Annotated in this window: 14 protein-coding genes; 1 reads left to right on the top strand and 13 read right to left on the bottom strand. The window is 70.0% G+C overall.

The features are described 5' to 3' along the window. Nucleotides 1-28: 28 nt before the first annotated feature. The 13 genes from B7L05_RS09190 to B7L05_RS09135 all read right to left on the bottom strand — a co-directional run bounded on the left by B7L05_RS09190 (nt 29) and on the right by B7L05_RS09135 (nt 14,743). Nucleotides 29-1,165 carry a TrmH family RNA methyltransferase gene (locus B7L05_RS09190; RefSeq protein ID WP_085809972.1) on the bottom strand — a complete coding sequence of 379 codons (1,137 nt, stop codon included), beginning with the start codon at nt 1,163-1,165 and terminating at the stop codon, nt 29-31. A gap of 71 nt (nt 1,166-1,236) precedes the next feature. Then, nucleotides 1,237-1,698 (bottom strand): transcriptional regulator NrdR, encoded by a 462-nt coding sequence (nrdR, locus tag B7L05_RS09185; protein WP_085809971.1) that lies wholly within the window; start codon nt 1,696-1,698, stop codon nt 1,237-1,239. Nucleotides 1,699-1,754: 56 nt separating this feature from the next. Continuing rightward, on the bottom strand, nt 1,755-1,931 hold the full coding sequence (locus B7L05_RS17435; protein ID WP_179187174.1) for a small multi-drug export protein: 177 nt from the start codon (nt 1,929-1,931) through the stop codon (nt 1,755-1,757). Nucleotides 1,932-1,940: 9 nt separating this feature from the next. Next, nucleotides 1,941-3,248, bottom strand: coding sequence for a serine hydroxymethyltransferase (gene glyA / locus B7L05_RS09180; protein WP_085809970.1), 1,308 nt, complete (start codon nt 3,246-3,248; stop codon nt 1,941-1,943). After that, nucleotides 3,245-3,703 (bottom strand): ribose 5-phosphate isomerase B, encoded by a 459-nt coding sequence (gene rpiB / locus B7L05_RS09175; RefSeq protein ID WP_085809969.1) that lies wholly within the window; start codon nt 3,701-3,703, stop codon nt 3,245-3,247. The genes glyA and rpiB overlap by 4 nt, the downstream gene beginning before the upstream one ends. 113 nt (nt 3,704-3,816) lie before the next feature. Next, complete coding sequence (locus tag B7L05_RS09170) at nt 3,817-4,665, bottom strand: CoA ester lyase (protein WP_085809968.1); 849 nt, start codon at nt 4,663-4,665, stop codon at nt 3,817-3,819. After that, nucleotides 4,662-6,701 carry a malate synthase G gene (locus B7L05_RS09165; RefSeq protein ID WP_085809967.1) on the bottom strand — a complete coding sequence of 680 codons (2,040 nt, stop codon included), beginning with the start codon at nt 6,699-6,701 and terminating at the stop codon, nt 4,662-4,664. Before B7L05_RS09165 ends, B7L05_RS09170 begins: the two co-directional genes overlap by 4 nt. 123 nt (nt 6,702-6,824) lie before the next feature. Beyond that, nucleotides 6,825-8,333 (bottom strand): acetyl-CoA acetyltransferase, encoded by a 1,509-nt coding sequence (locus B7L05_RS09160; protein ID WP_085809966.1) that lies wholly within the window; start codon nt 8,331-8,333, stop codon nt 6,825-6,827. After that, nucleotides 8,334-9,149, bottom strand: a complete 816-nt coding sequence (locus B7L05_RS09155; protein ID WP_085809965.1) for a crotonase/enoyl-CoA hydratase family protein — start codon at nt 9,147-9,149, stop codon at nt 8,334-8,336. A 12-nt stretch (nt 9,150-9,161) separates the two neighbouring features. Next, nucleotides 9,162-11,468, bottom strand: a complete 2,307-nt coding sequence (locus B7L05_RS09150) for a CoA transferase (RefSeq protein WP_085809964.1) — start codon at nt 11,466-11,468, stop codon at nt 9,162-9,164. Next, nucleotides 11,465-12,874 (bottom strand): phosphotransferase family protein, encoded by a 1,410-nt coding sequence (locus B7L05_RS09145; protein ID WP_144037209.1) that lies wholly within the window; start codon nt 12,872-12,874, stop codon nt 11,465-11,467. Before B7L05_RS09145 ends, B7L05_RS09150 begins: the two co-directional genes overlap by 4 nt. Beyond that, a complete protein-coding gene (locus B7L05_RS09140; protein ID WP_085809963.1) occupies nt 12,871-13,983 on the bottom strand; it encodes a hypothetical protein in 1,113 nt (370 codons plus the stop codon). The genes B7L05_RS09145 and B7L05_RS09140 overlap by 4 nt, the downstream gene beginning before the upstream one ends. 154 nt (nt 13,984-14,137) lie before the next feature. Continuing rightward, nucleotides 14,138-14,743 carry an NADPH-dependent FMN reductase gene (locus B7L05_RS09135; RefSeq protein WP_085809962.1) on the bottom strand — a complete coding sequence of 202 codons (606 nt, stop codon included), beginning with the start codon at nt 14,741-14,743 and terminating at the stop codon, nt 14,138-14,140. Between the two features lie 63 nt (nt 14,744-14,806). Here B7L05_RS09135 and B7L05_RS09130 point away from each other — a divergent pair, with 63 nt between their 5' ends. After that, a complete protein-coding gene (locus tag B7L05_RS09130) occupies nt 14,807-17,065 on the top strand; it encodes a transglycosylase domain-containing protein (protein ID WP_085809961.1) in 2,259 nt (752 codons plus the stop codon). The last annotated feature ends 59 nt before the right edge of the window (nt 17,066-17,124 follow it).

Here is a 17,124-nt window from a genome sequence, read left to right as displayed (position 1 = left end):
CTGCGTCTGCCGTCGCTGCCGCGCGTGGTCAGCCGCCTGACTTCTTCGCCTTGGCGCCGGCGAGGGCGGACAGCACGCCGCGCATCGTGCGCACTTCCTGGCTGGTCCAGCCGGGCTTGGTGAGCAGCGTGCGCAGCGTTCGCCGCGTCGCCGGCGTGCGATCGGGCGGAAAGAAGAAATTGGCCGCGACGAGCATCGCGTCGAGCTGGCCGATCATCCCCTCGAGTTCCTCCTGTGGCGCCGGCACGCCGAGATCAACCTCGGGCGGTGACGCGAGCGCCTCGCCCTTCGACCATTCGTAGGCAACGAGGATCACCGCCTGCGCGAGGTTGAGGCTGCCGAACGCGGGATTGATCGGCACCGTCAGAATCGTGCGCGCGAGCGCGACATCGTCGGTTTCGAGCCCCGACCGCTCGGGCCCGAACAGGATCGCGCTGCGGCCTGACGCGGCGCGCATGCCCTCAGCCGCCTGCTCGGGCGTGACGACCGGCTTGGTGACGCCGCGCTTGCGCACGGTGGTGGCGTAGACGTGCGGGCAATCGGCGACCGCATCGGCGACGGTATCGAATACCTGCGCGTTGGCGAGGACGGTGTCGGCGCCCGACGCCGCGGGGCCGGCGGCGGGATTGGGCCAGCCGTCACGCGGGGCGACGAGGCGCATCTCGGTCAATCCGAAATTGAGCATCGCGCGTGCCGTCTTGCCGATGTTCTCGCCGAGCTGCGGGCGGACGAGGACGATGACGGGGGGTGGGTTGGGACTTGTCCTTCGAGACGGCGCTTCGCTGGCGCTCAGCACCTCCTCAGGACGAACGTGGGCAGGGGAAACTCGTTCGTGCTGAGGAGGTGCTGAGGGCGGGCTCTGCTCGGCCGAGTTGCCGTCTCGAGGCACAGCCCGGCTGGCGAGTGCGCGAATGCGGTCCCAGTCGCCGGCGATCAGCGCCTCCTTTTTGGCCCGCGACCAGCCCTTGATCTGACGCTCGGCTTCCTGTGCCTCCAAGCGCGAGGGAAATTCCTGTGACCACATCACGGTTACCGGGAGACGGTGCTGCGTGTAGCCAGGCATTTCTCCCCCCTGATGCTGGGCAACGCGGTGGTCGAGATCGTCGGTGTGCCCGGCGTAGTAGCTGTCATCGGCGCAGCGGAGGATGTAAGCCCAGAACGTCATGCGCGCGGCCTATCGCTCGATACGCCTGCTCGACAAGCGCGAAGGCCGTTCTGGACTGACGCGGAGACGCGCTACCCCCGTGCGGCTTCCTCGACGCTGCCGGCGAATTCCTCGAAGTCACGCGCCTCGCTGAAATCGCGGTAGACGCTGGCGAAGCGGATATAGGCGACCGAATCGAGGCCCTTGAGGCCGTCCATCACCATTTCGCCTATCCGTTTGGAGGTGACCTCCGCCTCGCCGCTGGTTTCGAGCTGGCGCTGGATGCCGCTGACCAGCCGCTCGATCGCGATGCCGTCGAGCGGGCGCTTGCGCGCGGCGATGCCGATCGAGCGCAGCAGCTTCTCCCGCTCGAACGGCTCGCGCCGCTCCTCCGACTTGACCACGGTGAGCTCGCGCAGCTGGATCCGCTCGAACGTGGTGAAGCGCGCGGCACAGCCCTCGCACTGGCGGCGACGGCGGATCGCCGCGCCGTCGTCGGTCGGGCGGCTGTCCTTTACCTGGCTAGCATCATGGCCGCAGAAGGGACAGCGCATCGGGCTCGTCTCGTATCGATGGCGGCACCGCTATCCGGCGCGGTGCCGCCGATCCGTCAGATCTTGTCGCGGCGGGCGTAGGCGATCCCGGCGCCGGCGAGCGCACCGAGCACCGGACCGATGAACGGCACGGGGATCGCGACGACCGCGCCGATCGCGCCGTATTTCGCCATCTTCTTGCCGAGCCCCGGGGTCGCCTTGACGGTGTTCTGAACTTCTTCAATCTTCGACATGCTATTTCCTTACTGGTAGATCGGGAAACGAGCGCACAGCGCACGGACTCGTTCCCGCACCGCGGCCTCGACCTGGGCGTCACCCGCCTCGCCGTTCTTGGCGAGGCCGTCGAGCACGTCGGCGACCATGTTGCCGATCTCGCGGAATTCGGCGGTGCCGAAGCCGCGCGTCGTGCCAGCGGGCGAGCCGACGCGGATGCCGCTGGTCTTCACCGGCGGCAGCGGATCGTAGGGGATGCCGTTCTTGTTGCAGGTGATCCCGGCGCGCTCAAGCGCTTCGTCGGCGTCCTTGCCGGTGACGCCGAGCGGGGTGAGATCGACCAGCGCGAGATGCGTGTCGGTGCCGCCCGAGACGAGGTTGCAGCCACGCTCCTTGAGCGTCGCGGCGAGCACCTTGGCGTTCTCGACCACCGCGGCGATGTAGCTCTTGAACTCGGGCTGGAGCGCCTCGCCGAACGCCACGGCCTTGGCCGCGACGACGTGCATCAGCGGGCCGCCCTGGAGGCCGGGGAAGACGGCCGAGTTGATCTTCTTGGCGATGCCCTCGTCATTGGTCAGCACCATGCCCCCGCGGGGCCCACGCAACGTCTTGTGCGTCGTGGTGGTGACGACGTGCGCGTGCGGCAGCGGGCTGGGGTGGTGCCCCGCCGCGACGATGCCGGCGAAATGCGCCATGTCGACCATGAAATAAGCGCCGACCTTGTCCGCGATCGCGCGGAAGCGGGCGAAATCGATCTGCCGCGGATAGGCCGAGCCGCCGGTGATCAGCAGCTTGGGCTTCGTCTCCACCGCCTGCCGCTCGACCGCATCGTAATCGATGAGGTGCGTGTCGGGGGTGACGCCGTACTGCACGGCGTTGAACCACTTGCCGCTCATCGCCGCCTTCGCCCCGTGCGTCAGGTGGCCGCCGGCGTCGAGGCTGAGCCCCATGATCGTTTCGCCCGGCTTGACCAGCGCGAGCATCACCGCGCCGTTCGCCTGCGCCCCCGAGTGCGGCTGGACGTTGGCGAAGCCGCATCCGAACAGCTCCTTCGCGCGATCGATCGCGAGCTGTTCGACCACGTCCGACGGGTGGCAGCCCTGATAATAGCGCTTGCCGGGATAGCCTTCGGCATATTTGTTGGTGAAGACCGAGCCCTGCGCCTCAAGCACCGCTTTCGACACGATGTTCTCCGACGCGATCAGCTCGATCTGTGTCTGCTCGCGTTCCAGCTCCTGTGCGACGCCGCCGAACACCGCGGGATCGGCATCGGCGAGGCCGCGCGTGAAGAAGCCGTCGGGCTGCACATCGGTGAGGACGGCGGGGTTGGTGCTCATGCGGGCTCCCTTTCGGAACGGAGGTTCGGCGCGGCGAGCTTGTCGACGCGCGCGGCGTGGCGGCCGCCGGCAAAGGCGGTGGTGAGGAAGGCGGTGACGCAGGCCTTGGCCATGTCCTCGCCAACGAGGCGCGCGCCGAGCGCGAGGACGTTGGCGTCGTTGTGCTCGCGCGCGAGGGTGGCGGACAGCGGCTCGGCGACGAGTGCGCAGCGCGCGGCGGGGTGGCGGTTGACCGCGATCGAGATGCCGATGCCCGAGCCGCACAGCGCGATGCCACGCTCCGCGCTGCCATCGGCGATCGCCTCGGCGAGCCGGTAGCCGTAATCGGGATAGTCGACGCGCGCGTCGGTCGCGGGGCCGAGATCGGTGACGTCGTGGCCGGCGTCGCGCAGCCACGCGGCGAGCGTCGCCTTGAGTGCGACGGCGGCGTGATCGGAGGCGATGGCGATTCGCATCGGGATCGGCGGGGCTCTCGATGATTCAGGGTCGCGCGCGCTTTAGCGGCAGTGACGCGCGATTGCCACCGCGATGCGGATCTCTTCAGTTTGGAGAGCGGCGTGAGCGGCGTTTATCCGTGGTCGGCGATCGCGGCTGCCAGCGCGAGCGTGCGCCGCGCGTCGTCGCGGTGGAGTAGCTCGACCATCTTGCCGTCGACCTTGATCGCGCCCTTGCCGGCGTTCTCGGGCGCGTCGAACGCGGCGACGATGCGCTGCGCCCAGGCGATCTCCTCCGCGGTCGGCGCGAAGACGCGGTTGGCGGGGGCGATCTGGTTGGGGTGGATCAGCGTCTTGCCATCGAACCCGAAAGCAAGCCCCTGTGCGCATTCGGCGGCGATCGCGCCCTCGTCGTCGAACGCGTTCATCACCCCGTCGAGCGGCGCGATGCCGTAGGCGCGCGCGACGGTGACGATCCGGCTGAGGATCGGCAGCAGCGGCGCGCGATCGATGCCGGGACGCAGATGAAGTTCCTTGGCGAGATCGTTGGGGCCGATGATGAACGCGGCGAGTCCGGTCTCCGCCGCGGCCTCGGCGATCGTGCGCAGATCGACGAGCGCCCGCGCGGTCTCGATCATCGCCCACAGCGCCGGGCCGCTCCCGAGCAGCGCGCGCGCCTGGCGCAGATCGTCGGGGCTGGAGACCTTGGGCAGCAGCACCGCATCGGGCGCGGCTGCACGGCACGCCGCCAGATCGTCCGCGCCCCATTCGGTATCGAGCCCGTTGACGCGGATCACCCACTCGCGGTGGCCGAACCCGCTCGCCGCCGCCGCCTGGTCGCGCGCCGCCGCCTTCTGCTCGGGCGCGACGGCATCCTCGAGATCGAGGATCACGACGTCGCACGCGAGGCTGCGCGCCTTCTCAATCGCGCGGGCGTTCGACGCGGGCATGTAGAGCGCGGAGCGACGCGGGCGGATCGTCATGCGGCTTTCTTCTCCTGCCGGAAGCGATGGAGCAGCGGCTCGGTATAGCCCGACGGCTGCGTCACGCCCTCGAACACCAGCGCGCGCGCCGCCTGGAAAGCGAGGCCGTCGCGGGTGAGCGGGCGGTAGAGCGGGTCGCCGGCGTTCTGCGCGTCGACCTTTTTCGCCATCCGATCGAGCGCGGCGTCGACCTCGGCTTCGGTGCAGACGCCGTGGAGCAGCCAGTTGGCAAGATGCTGCGACGAGATGCGCAGCGTCGCGCGATCCTCCATCAGCCCGACGTCGTGGATGTCGGGCACCTTGGAGCAGCCGACGCCCTGGTCGATCCAGCGCACGACATAGCCGAGGATACCCTGGCAATTGTTGTCGAGCTCCTCGCGCACCTCGTCGGGCGACCAGTTGCGCCCGGCGGCGAACGGCACGCTCAGCAGGCGGTCGAGCGCCGGGGGCGCCTCGCCGGCGATTTCCTGCTGGCGGGCGAACACGTCGACCTGATGATAGTGCAGCGCGTGGAGCGTCGCGGCGGTGGGGGAGGGCACCCAGGCGGTGTTGGCGCCGCTCCGCGGGTGCGCGATCTTCTGGTCGAGCATGTCGGCCATCATGTCGGGCGCGGCCCACATGCCCTTGCCGATCTGCGCCTTGCCACTGAGGCCGCAAGCGAGGCCGATGCGGACGTTGCGATCCTCATACGCCTTGATCCAGTCGGCGCCCTTCATCTCGGCCTTGCGGATGACGGGGCCGCCGCGCATCGCGGTGTGGATCTCGTCGCCGGTGCGATCGAGGAAGCCGGTGTTGATGAACACGATCCGGTCCCGCACCGCGTGGATGCACGCGGCGAGGTTGGCGGAGGTGCGGCGTTCCTCGTCCATCACGCCGACCTTGATCGTGTGGCGCGCGAGGCCGAGCTGATCCTCCACCGCGTCGAACAATCCGTTGGTGAACGCCGCTTCGTCGGGCCCATGCATCTTGGGCTTGACGATGTAGATCGATCCGGTGCGGCTGTTCTGCAGACTGCCGAGCCGCTTGAGATCATGCAGCCCGATCAGCGACGTCATGATCGCGTCGAGGATGCCCTCGGGCGCCTCGCTGCCGTCGGCGAGGCGGAGCGCGGGCGTCGTCATCAGATGGCCGACGTTGCGCACGAACAGCAAGGATCGGCCGGGCAGCGTGAAGCTCGAACCGCTCGGCGAGGTGTACGTCCGGTCGCCGGCGAGCCGGCGCGTCAGCGTCTCGCCGTTCTTGTCGAACGTTTCCACCAGATCGCCGCGCATTAGCCCGAGCCAGTTGCGATAGGCAGCGACCTTGTCCTCGGCATCGACCGCCGCGACCGAATCTTCGAGATCGACGATCGTCGTCAGCGCCGATTCGAGCACCACGTCGGCGATGCCGAGCGGATCGGTGCGGCCGATCGGATGGTCGCGATCGACGACGATCTCGATGTGCAGGCCGTTGTGCGCGAACATCACGCCCTTATCGAATGTCGCGAAACGGTGCGGGCAGTCGCCCCCCGTCAGCGCCGCGTCCCAGCCCGGCAATGTCTCGTCCAGGAAGGCGCGCGCGCGGGCAATGACTTGAGCGCCGCGATCCGCGTCGTAGCCGCCGGGTTTCGCCTTACCGGGCAGCGCGTCGGTGCCGTAAAAGGCGTCGTACAGGCTGCCCCAGCGCGCGTTGGCGGCGTTGAGCACGAAACGCGCGTTGAGGCTGGGGACGACGAGCTGCGGCCCTGCCATCGTCGCGATTTCGGCGTCGACGTTCTGCGTGCCGATCGTGAAGGGCGCGGGCTCGGGAACGAGATAGCCGATCTCGGTGAGGAACGCGGTGTCGACGGGCGCGCCCGCGGCGTAGCGCGCGTCGATCGCCGCCTGCAACTCCTCGCGCCGGGCGAGCAACGCGCGGTTTTCAGGCGTGAACTCAGCGAAGATCGCCGCCGCGCCCTGCCAGAAGGCGTCGGGCGCGATGCCGGTGCCGGCGAGCGCCTCGTCCTCGACGAAGGCGGCGAGGCGTGGATCGACCGATAGGCCGGCGCGGGTCTGCATGGGGGATTCCTCCTGACGTTACCAACAGCGCCTGGGGAGGGCACCGGCGCGATTAGGCGACAGCGCACCCGAAGCGCAACCCTGTCCTCCCCGACGCGATGCCGGGAAGGACAGGGGGTACGGTCAGGCGCTGCGCTTCCACACCATCACGTCGCCATCGGCGACAACGCTGCCGGCGGTACCGACCGGCTCGGCCGTGCCGTCGCTGAGGAAGGCGATCGTCGCCGTGTCGGTCGCGGGCACCTGCGCCAGCGTCCGCTTGCCGTCCGGCAGCTTGGCGACGACAACGCCTGCCCTCGCCGAGCCATCACGGTTGTAGAAGACGGTGTAGGTCTCGATCTCGGCCGGGCCGGTATAGTCCTTCGCCAGTGCCGGCACCGCGCCCCGCGCCGCGTCCGCCTCCGCCTGCAGGTCGAACGCGTGCGCCTCGCCCGCGCCGGGCAGCGGCTGGGTGGCGAGCACGATCGCGTGGTTGTGCGTCGCAAAGCCCCCGTTCGCGAACAGCAGGCCCTTCTTGCCCTCGCCGGCGCGGAGGCTGTCGACCATCTCGGCCACGGCGTGCGCCATGTAATTGCCGATCGGCCCGCCACCGAAGGTGAGGCCGCCGAACACCGTCGCCGGCTTCTCGGCAGGCCAGCCGATCACCCGCCGCGCCATCTTGGGGACGCACGGGAAGCAGGAATAGAGCTCGACCAAATCAAGATCGTCCGCCGTTACCTGGTTGAACTCGAGCGTGCGGCAAAGGCACACTTCCATGCTCGGCGACTTGTCGTAGCGGTCGCGCGCGAGGAAGTCGTCTGCCTCGTGCGCGCTCGCGCCGCGGCCGACGTAGACGATGCGGTCGTCGGGCACGCCGCGGCGGCGCGCCTCGGCAAGGCTGGTGACGATGAAGCCCGCGCCCTGGTTGACGCTCGAATTGGCGACCATCAGCTTGGTGTAGGGGAAGGCGATCGGGCGGTTGTCGGCGGTCGGCTCAATCACCTCGTCCGGCGTCTTCGGGGCGTGAATCCAGGCGGCGGGGGTCTGCGCCGCGACCTTGGAGAAGCGCGACCAGATCTCGCCCGATTCGCGCTGCCCCTCGGCCAGCGTCTGGCCGTAGGCGGCGCGGCCGGCGTTCTCGTACAGCGGATAGACGTCGACCGGGGTGGCGAGACCGTAGATCTGGCGATAGCCGGGCGCGGCGTTCTTCGCGAGATTACGCAGCGGGTTCTGGTCCGCGACGCTGGTCTTCGCGGCGAGCGCGGCCTGCTGGCTTGCGGTACGCAGCGCCTCGCCGCCGGTCACCGCCGCGATCCTGATCTCGCCGCGCGCGATGCGGTTCGCCGCCTCGTTGAGCAGCAGGATCGGGCTGTCACCATTGGGGCCGACCGATTCGTAGACGATGCCCGCCTTCGATCCGATGCCGTCGGCGACCTTCTGCGCCAACGGATTGGTCTTGCGGAAGCTGATCTGCTGGACGACCGCGACCGAGTCGACGTCAGGCAGCCAGCCGCCGCCGGCATCCTTGTCCGCTTCCTCGAGCGCGGCGATCATCAGCCCGAGCGAATCCTTGCCCGCCATCGGATCGGCCGGGCGGTCGTTGACCTGCCCGACCCCGACGATGACGGCGATCTTTTCCGGATCGGCCGTCATTTACTTGGCCTTCCACACCGGCGCGCGCTTCTCCGCGAACGCCTTGGGCCCCTCGCGCGAATCCTCGCTGGTGAAGACGATCTTGGTCTCGTCGCGGTTCTGTGCCCAGGCGGCTTCCTCGCGCGCGACCTTGCCGCCCGAAATGCCCTGCGCCATCCGCTTCGACGCCTGCACCGACAGAGGCGCGTTGACCGCGATCCGCTCGGCGAGCGCGAAGGCAGTGTCGAGCAGCTTGTCGCGCGGCGCGACGGCGTTGATCAGGCCGAGTTCGAGCGCGCGGTTGGCGTCGATCGGGTCGCCGGTGAGGATCATCTCCATCGCGATCTTCTTCGGCAATTGCTCGGGCAGGCGGAACACGCCGCCGGCCGCGGCGAACAGCCCGCGCTTGGGCTCGGGCAGGCCGAACTTCGCCTCGTCAACCGCGACGGCGAGGTCGCAGGCGAGCGTGATCTCGAGCCCGCCGCCGAGCGCCATGCCGTTGACCGCCGCGATCACCGGCTTCGAGATCGCGTGGCTGACGATGCCGGCGAAGCCCCACGCCGCCTTGGTCTTGTCCTCGGGCGCGAGGCTCTCGCCGCGCGACAGCGCGACCAGATCGGCGCCGGCGCAGAACGACTTGTCGCCAGCGCCGGTGACGATCACGACGCGGATCTCGGGATCGTTGTCCGCCGCCTCGAGCGCGTCGCCGACGCCTTCGTGGACGAAGCGGTTGACGGCGTTGCGCGCCTCCGGGCGGTTGATCGTGACGAGCATTACGTTGCCGCGCGTGTCGACGGTGACGGCTTCGTTCCCCAGGTTCGCAGTCGGCTCAGCCATGATAGTCCCTTTCTATGCAGCTTGTTCGATGATCTTGTCGGCGAGGAGCGGCGCGATCGCGGCGTCGTCGAGCGCCAGCCAGTCCTTCAGCACGGCGACGCTGTCCTCGCCGATGCGCGGGGCGGGGCGCTGATCGGGCGGCGGCACGCGCGCGAAACGGGTGAGCGCGCCCTCGACCTGGAACGGCGCGGGGAGCAGTGGATGCGTCGCTTCGCGAAAGGTGCCGAGCGCGCGATAGGCCGGAAGCTCGGGCAGATCGACGACGCGCACCATCATGCCCGCCGGGACGCCCGCCGTCTGGAGCTGCGCCATCACCTGGTCGGGCGGCAGTGCGCGGGCCCAGCACTCGGCCGCGGCGCGATCGTTTCCGCCGACGAGTGTGGCAATCGCGGCGCGATCGGCGGCGTGGCGCACGCTGACGGCGCACCATTCGTCGTCTCCGGCGCAGGGCAGCAGCCAGTTCTCCGCGGTTTCGGGCGTGTCGAGCTGTAAGCCCGCGGCGATGGCGGCGAGTGCGGCGATCTCCGCCGCCTTGTGGCCGAGCATCACCTCCGCCTGGCTGACGCTGACGTTGCCACCGTGCCCGGTGCGCATCCGCCGGATCAGCAGCGCGAGCGCGCCGGCGGTGCCGATGCGGCCGGCGACGTGATCGGGATAGACGGTGATGCCGTCGGCGAAGCTGTCGGGCTCGCCGGGATAGGTCCACTGTTTGGTCAGCCCGGCCGAGGCGCGCACCAGCGGGCCGTAGCCGAGCCGCGACGACCATGGGCCGGTCGCGCCATAGGCCGAGCTGTTGACGGTGACGAGGCGCGGGTTCGCGGCGGCCAGCGTCGCGGCGTCGAAGCCGAGCCCGGCGAGCGTGCCGGGCTTGAAATTCGACAGCAGCACATCGGCCTCGCGGACGAGATCGAGGAACAGCGCCTTGCCGCGCGGGGATTTGAGATCGATCGACAGGCCGCGCTTGTTGCGATGGCCGGCGGCAAAGGTCAGGCTGACGGGATCGTCGTCGCGTGACTGGCGCTGACCATCGGGGAAGGCGGCGTTCTCGACCTTGATGACATCGGCGCCGAGATCGGCGAGCAGCCGCCCGCTCTCACCGCCGACGACGATCACGCCCATGTCGAGCACGCGGATGCCGGCGAGTGGATAGTCGGCAGCCGGCGGCGGGGCGTAGCTGGGGCGCGGCGCGGCGAAAGCGGTGCAAACCGGGAGCGGATAGCGGGCGGCAGGCGCGGCGCGCGCGCCGTCGATCGTCAGGGCGCCGGCGGGGAAGGGCAGCGATACGCCCGGCGCGATCTCGACCGGCACGAAGGCGCCGCGCGCCGTCATCTGCGGTGTCGCGATCGCTTCGCCCAGATCGAGCAGCCCGGCGGCGGGGATGCCGCGCGCCGCGGCTTCCGCCTCGATCTCGGCGCGCGTCTTGTCGGCGAAGAAAGCGGTGATCGCGGGCAGCAGGTCGGGCGACTTGTAGCGCGTCATCAGCCGATCCCACTCGGGGCCGGCGAAGGCGGCGGGGGCGCCCATCCAGGCGTGCATCTGGCGCCACTGGCGCGGCGCAAGGACGCACAGCCGCACGAAGCCATCGGCGCACGGCAGGATCGGGTAGCGGAAGCGCTCGTCGGTGCGGCCGCGTGGCATCTTCCAGCTCGGCACGCCCGACTGCGCGCTGCCGTTGAGCCCGAAGCCCGGATCGAGCGCCTGCATCGCCGCCTCGATCAGCGAGACGTCGAGTCGGTCGCCCTCGCCGCTGCGCAGCGTGCGGATGAACGCGCCGAGCGTCGCGACCGCGATATGCGCAACCGCGGTCTCATAGGTGAGCTGGCCGGGCGGGATCAGCGGCGGGCGCCCCGGGAGCCCGGAGCGCGAGAGCCCGCCGGTGAGCGCGTGAAGCACCGCGTCACTCGCTCGCCAGTCGCGCCACGGGCCGATGTCGCCGAAATCGGTGATCGCGACGTGGACTAGGCGCGGCGCGGCGGCGGCGAGCGCGGCGGCGTCGATGCCGGGCAGCCCCGCCTCGAGCAAGATGTCAGCCTCGCGCGCGAGATCGAGCAGCGCCGGCATATCTGCCGGCAGATCGATCGGGCAGGTCGCCTTGCCGAGATTGGCGGCGACGAAGGGCAGGCTGACCCCGGCGACGCGCGGACCGGCAGCGCGATCCGCCGCGCCGCCGCTCGGTTCGATGCGGATCACCTCCGCGCCGAGTTCGCCGAGGAAGCGGCCGAGCGCGCCGAGGACACCGGGCACCGCATCGATCACGCGCACGCCGGCGAGCGGCAGATCCATGGCGGGATTGGCGACGGGCTCGGCGGCGGCGGTCATAGCGGCCAGGCGAGCTCCCGCCGCGCCGCGCTCTCGCGGTAGAAATCGAGCAGCGGGCGCTCGGCATCGGCGTCGGTCGCGACGCGATCGTGATGCGCGATCAGCGCGCTCGCCAGCGTCGACCAGATGCCGTCGAGCGCGGCGAGCGTCTCGCCCTCCGCGGTCACCGGCGCATCGTCGCCGAGCAGCCGGCGCATGTCGGCGATATCGGCGCGGCGCCAGGCGGCGGCCTTCTCCGCCTCCTGCGCGCCCAGCAACGCGAGCAGCGCAGCGACGGTGAGCGTCGAGCCGGCAAAGGCATCGACCGCACCCATCTTCTCGCCGGCCCCGGCGGCGGCGATCCCGGCGCCGATCAGCACCTGCGCCAAGTCGCTCGACGGCAGTGCGGGAACGGGATCGAACACCGATCCGCCGAGCTGCGCGGCGATGATCGCATCCTGCCGGCGCAGCGTGTACCAGCCCGACACGGCGAGCACGGGATCCTGCCGCCCGCCGTCGACGAATTCGCGGAACGCCGACAGCCAGATCGCGGCGCCCTTGACCGAGGCGAACAGCGACCACCAGCGCATCGCTGCGGGATCGACGGTGAGCCCGCTCGCGCGCTCCCAAATCGCGATCGCGTCGGCGCGCGGCACCATGCCGCTCGCCATGCCGGGGGTGAAATGATCCCAGATCGGATCGAGCGCCCAGCCGAGATCCTCGAGTGGATCGCCGAAATGCGCCATTTCCCAATCGAACATCGCGAGCATCTTGCCCGCACCGTCGTGCATGACGTTGCCCGAGCGATAATCACCGTGGACGATTCCGACGCGCTGCGCGGGCGGCGGCGGATTGGCGCGCAGCCAGCGGATCGCGGCCCGCGCGATCGGTTGCGGCAGCAGCGCATCCTCCTCGATCACGCCGTCCCAGTAATCGAGCGCGATACGCCAGCATTCGTCGGCCGCCGGCATCGCGGCGTGATCGGCGAGCGGCGTGCCGGCGGCATCGTGCGCGGCGAGCCGGCCGAGCGCGCCGAAGAATTCCTCGCCTAATGCCGGGGCCGAGGCGCCGAACGGATCGCGCGCGAAGCTGCCCGCGACCTCGCCGCCCTCGATCCGCTGCATGATGAAGAACGGGCGGCCGAGCTCGGCGCCGTCGGGCTCGAGCGCGATCGCGCGCGGTACGGGGACGACGCCCGCCGCGCTCTGATAAGCGCGGAATTCGGTCGCGCTCTCGGTATCGATCAGCCCCTTGGCGGGTTCGCGCCGCAGGATCAGCTGGTGCCGTTCGGCATCGGTGTGCGCGTCGAAGCGATACGTCTCGCGGCTGGCGCCGCCGGGGATGCGCGCCAGCGCGTCTACGCGCACCGGCTGCTGCCACAGGCGGGTGAGATAGGCCTCGATCTCGGTAGCGGTGAGCGCGCTCATGCCGGGTCGAGCACGCCCTTGAAGCCCGATGGCGCGTGCGGACCCATGACGAGCTGCTCGAGCACGCCCTTGCCGCGGCGCACCTTGCCGTCGGGACCCGTCATCGTGACGCCGGCGATTGCCTGGATGTGGAGGTGGTGCGGCTGCATCACGTCGAGCTCCGCCGGCACGAAATCCTCGCGCTCCACGGTCAGCCCATCGCCCTGGTGCCGGCCGTGGCCCCATTTGGGATGCGTGTAGCCGAGGCCGAGCATCATGAACGGCTGGCCGAGATCGAACTCGACCTGCGTCTCGCACCCCTCCTCGTCCTTCAGCGTGACGCTGGCACCCTGCGCGTGGCGCGAGCCCTGCTTCCACTGGATCTTGTAATCGGATTCGAAATGCGTCTCGTCCTCGATCCCGCCGCCCAGCGGCTTCCACGCGGCGCGGCGGTTCCAGAAGCGGCCGTGCTCGTCGTCGTTGGTGTGGAAGTAGAAGTCGCCGTCCTCCATCGCGGTGGGGCTCCACAACCAGAAGAATTGCGGCGCGATCGGCGGGCTGGCCGGCTGCGCATCGGGCGCGCCGATCGGGCGGACGCCCCACGAGCGATCACGCGTGCCGAGCCAGTCGGTCACTTCGGTGCGGACGCCGTCGACCTCGATCCAGCCCTGATAGGTGCCGTTCTGCGTCATCCGCGTGACGTCCATCAGGATGCGCGGGCCGTTGCGGCGCGTGAAGCGCGGCTCTTCGAGCGGAAAGGCGCGGCCGGTGTAGGTCAGCTCGGCGCGGATGCCGTGTTCGGGCGCGTCGACGGTCAGCCGCACCGACTTCAGCGGTTCGAGCACCTCGACCGCGATGCCGCCGACCTGCGTGTCCATCCGCTCCATGTTGAGCCCGCGGCTGGCGTGCAGGTTGATCTGCTTGCCGTCCTTTAGCCAGCAGAAGCTCGCGTCGATGATGTTGATGTGCGGATAGACGCCCATCGCCGCGGCGAAGAAGCCGTCCTCCGCGACGCCGGGGGCATAGCCGTTGAAGAAGAAGCGATCGTAGAAATTGCGGTCGGTGCCGGCATAGGCGACCGGCTCGGCCGTCTGGTGGATCGGATATTCGTCGCCCTTGGTCAGCACCATGCCCGCTCTCCGCTTCGTCGGCCGATCGTGGCGTCGGCGCGTCAGGCGCGGGGGTGGACCAGCGGCGGCGGGGCTGTCAACGGTGGGATAACTAAAGTTACGTCGAGCCGCGTTTTACGGGCGTTTATTGCCCGTAGCGTGTCGTTTGCGGGCCCTAATCGGCGAGGCCGGCGAGCGGCGCGAAGCGCGCGACCTGCTTGCCGACGAGCTTGAGCTGATCGATCACGGCGGGATCGCTGGCGCCGCCCTCGTCATCGAACTTGGTCAACTGCGTGTTGATCGCGGCGGCGAAGGGCGTCGGCCAGCCGCGCAGCGCGTGGACGATCGAGCGTAGCGCGGCGATTGTCGAGCCGGTCGCCTGCCAGCCGTAGGCGGTGGCGATGAGGCCGACGGGCATGTCGGCGAGATAGGCGCGATCGGTATCGCGCGCGGTTTCCTCCAGGAGATCGAGCGCGTTCTTGACCACGCCCGAGATGCTGCCGTGGTAGCCAGGCGAGGCGATGATCAGGGCCGAGGCGCCGCGCACCGTGGCGACGAAATCTTGCTCCTCCGCGGTACGATGCGCCGCCTTGGGATCGTAGAGCGGGAGCTTCGCCATGTCCGCGCCGCCGAACAGCCGAGTGCGGAAGCCCTGCTCGCCGGCCGCGTCGAGTGCGATCGCGAGCGCGCGCTCGGTGGAGGAGGGCCCGCCGATCGTGCCGCCGATGCCGACGACGAGCGGGCGGGTGTCGGACGTGGGAGCTTCCGTTGCGGCGTTCATCGCCCTATTCCCTCGCACGATGCGCGACCTTGCGGCAACTGTCTTAGTAAAGTAATACGCGTAATGGCCGACCGCCGGAACGACGATATGCGCCCCGATCCCTTCGATCCGCGCCCGATGGGCGACGGCCCGCACGAGCCGGGGCGGCTGCGCTACAACCACGCGCCGGCCGAGCCGCGCGCTTCGATGCCGGGGTTCGACGCTTGGGTCGATCGCGACCCCGAGCACCGTCAGGATCAGCGGGAATACGATCAAGGGCCGCCGCCCGAGGGGACGCCGGGCCGCCGCCGCCGCCGCATCCCGCTGCGCTGGGTGACGCGGGGCATCGGCATCGCGCTGATCCTGCTGGTGCTGGCGATCGGGTGGCTGGCGGTGACTGCGCCGCTGTCGAAATCCTTGAAGCCGCCGACGCCGCCGTCGATCACGCTGACCGCGGCGGACGGCACGCCGATCGCGCGGCGCGGCGCGATCATCGCCGCACCGGTGGTCGCGTCCGACCTGCCTGCGCACGTCACGCAGGCGTTTCTCGCGATCGAGGACCGGCGCTTCTATTCGCACTGGGGGATCTCGCCGCGGGGTATCCTACGCGCGGCCTGGGCGAATGTCGGCTCGGGCGGGGTGCGGCAGGGCGGCAGCACGATCACGCAGCAACTTGCCAAGAACGCGTTTCTCGATTCGGATCGCACCGCGGCGCGCAAGCTGCGCGAAGTGATGATCGCCTTCTGGCTGGAGGCGTGGCTGTCGAAGGACGAGATCCTCTCGCGCTACCTCTCCAACGTCTATTTCGGTGACAATGTGTACGGGCTGCGCGCCGCGTCGAAGCACTATTTCGGGCGCGAGCCGGGCAAGATGAACATCGGCCAGGCGGCGATGCTCGCCGGGCTGGTCAAGGCGCCGTCGCGGCTGGCGCCGACCGGCAACCTGGAAGGCGCGCGCAAGCGGCAGGCGATCGTGGTTGGCGCGATGGTTGACGCGGGCTTTTTGACGAAGGCGCAGGCGGCCGACGTGCAGCCGCAGCGCGTGCTGGCGCGGCGCGCGCAGAGTCTGCCGACCGGCACCTATTTCGCGGATTGGGTGCTGCCCGACGCGCGTGACCAGGCGGGCGAGGTGCAGACCGAGGCGACGGTGCGCACCACGCTCGACCGCAACCTGCAGCGCACTGCGGAGCGCGCGATCCGGCAGGCGGGGCTGCGGCAGGCGCAGGCGGCGATCGTCGCTATGAAGCGCGACGGCGAGGTGGTCGCGATGGTCGGCGGGCGCGACTATGCGAAGAGCCCGTTCAACCGCGCGACGCAGGCGCGGCGGCAGCCGGGATCGACCTTCAAGCTGTTCGTCTATCTTGCGGCGCTGCGCGCGGGGATGAACCCCGACACGGTGGTCGACGACACGCCGGTCGAGATCGCGGGGTGGAAGCCGAAGAACGACGACGGGCGGTACCTTGGCGATATCTCGCTGCGGCGCGCGTTCCAGCGATCGTCGAACGTCGTCGCCGCGCGGCTGACGCAGGAGGTGGGCGTGCGCAACGTGATCCGCGCGGCGCGCGATCTCGGCATCTCGACCCCGATCGCGAACGAGGCGACGATCGGCCTCGGCACCTCCGAAGTCTCGCTGCTCGAGCTGACCGCGGCGTTCGCAGGCGTCGCCGACGGGCGCTATCCGGTGCAGCCACACGGGCTGCGCAACGTCGCCGACAAGAGTTGGTATCAGGCGCTGACCGACGGGCAGAAGACGATGCCCGACCGTATCCATCGCGACATGCTGACGCTGCTCGCCGCGTCGATCCGCGGCACCGGGCGCGCCGCGGCGCTGTCGGTCGACGCGTACGGCAAGACGGGCACGTCGCAATCGGGGCGCGACGCGTGGTTCATCGGCTTCGCCGGTGACCTGGTGGTCGGCGTGTGGGTCGGCAACGACGACAATACCCCCAATCCGGGGCTACACGGCGGCGGCATCCCCGCGCGAATCTGGCGCAACTTCATGGTCTCCGCGCTCGATCTCGCGCCGGTCGTCAAGGCGCCGGTGGTCGAGGACGTCGATCCAGAAGCGGGGCTGATCGGCGTGCTGCAGAACGAGGTGGCGCCGATCGCTGGGCGGCTCGACGGGCTGGGCGTCGACCTCGAAGTCGGCCCCGACGGATCGATCAGCATCGGTGGCCCACGCGAGGCGGAGCCACCGCGGCGGCGCGAGGAGGAACCCGCGTTCGAGGACGAGCCGCAGTTCCTGCGTTCATCGTTCGCGCCCGAGGATGGCCGTGGCCCGCCGCCGGGTCGCGGCAATGGCCGTGGCAACGAAAAGGGCCGCGGCAAGGACAAGAAGGACTGACGCGACTCCCCGGCCGGCTGGAGGGGCCGGCGGCGAGGGGGTGCTAGCCGCAGGCGGTC

Origin of the sequence: Sphingomonas sp. TZW2008 (genome assembly GCF_002117915.1) — a bacterium.
GTDB lineage: Bacteria > Pseudomonadota > Alphaproteobacteria > Sphingomonadales > Sphingomonadaceae > Sphingomonas.
This window is presented reverse-complemented; position numbering and strand designations above follow the sequence as displayed.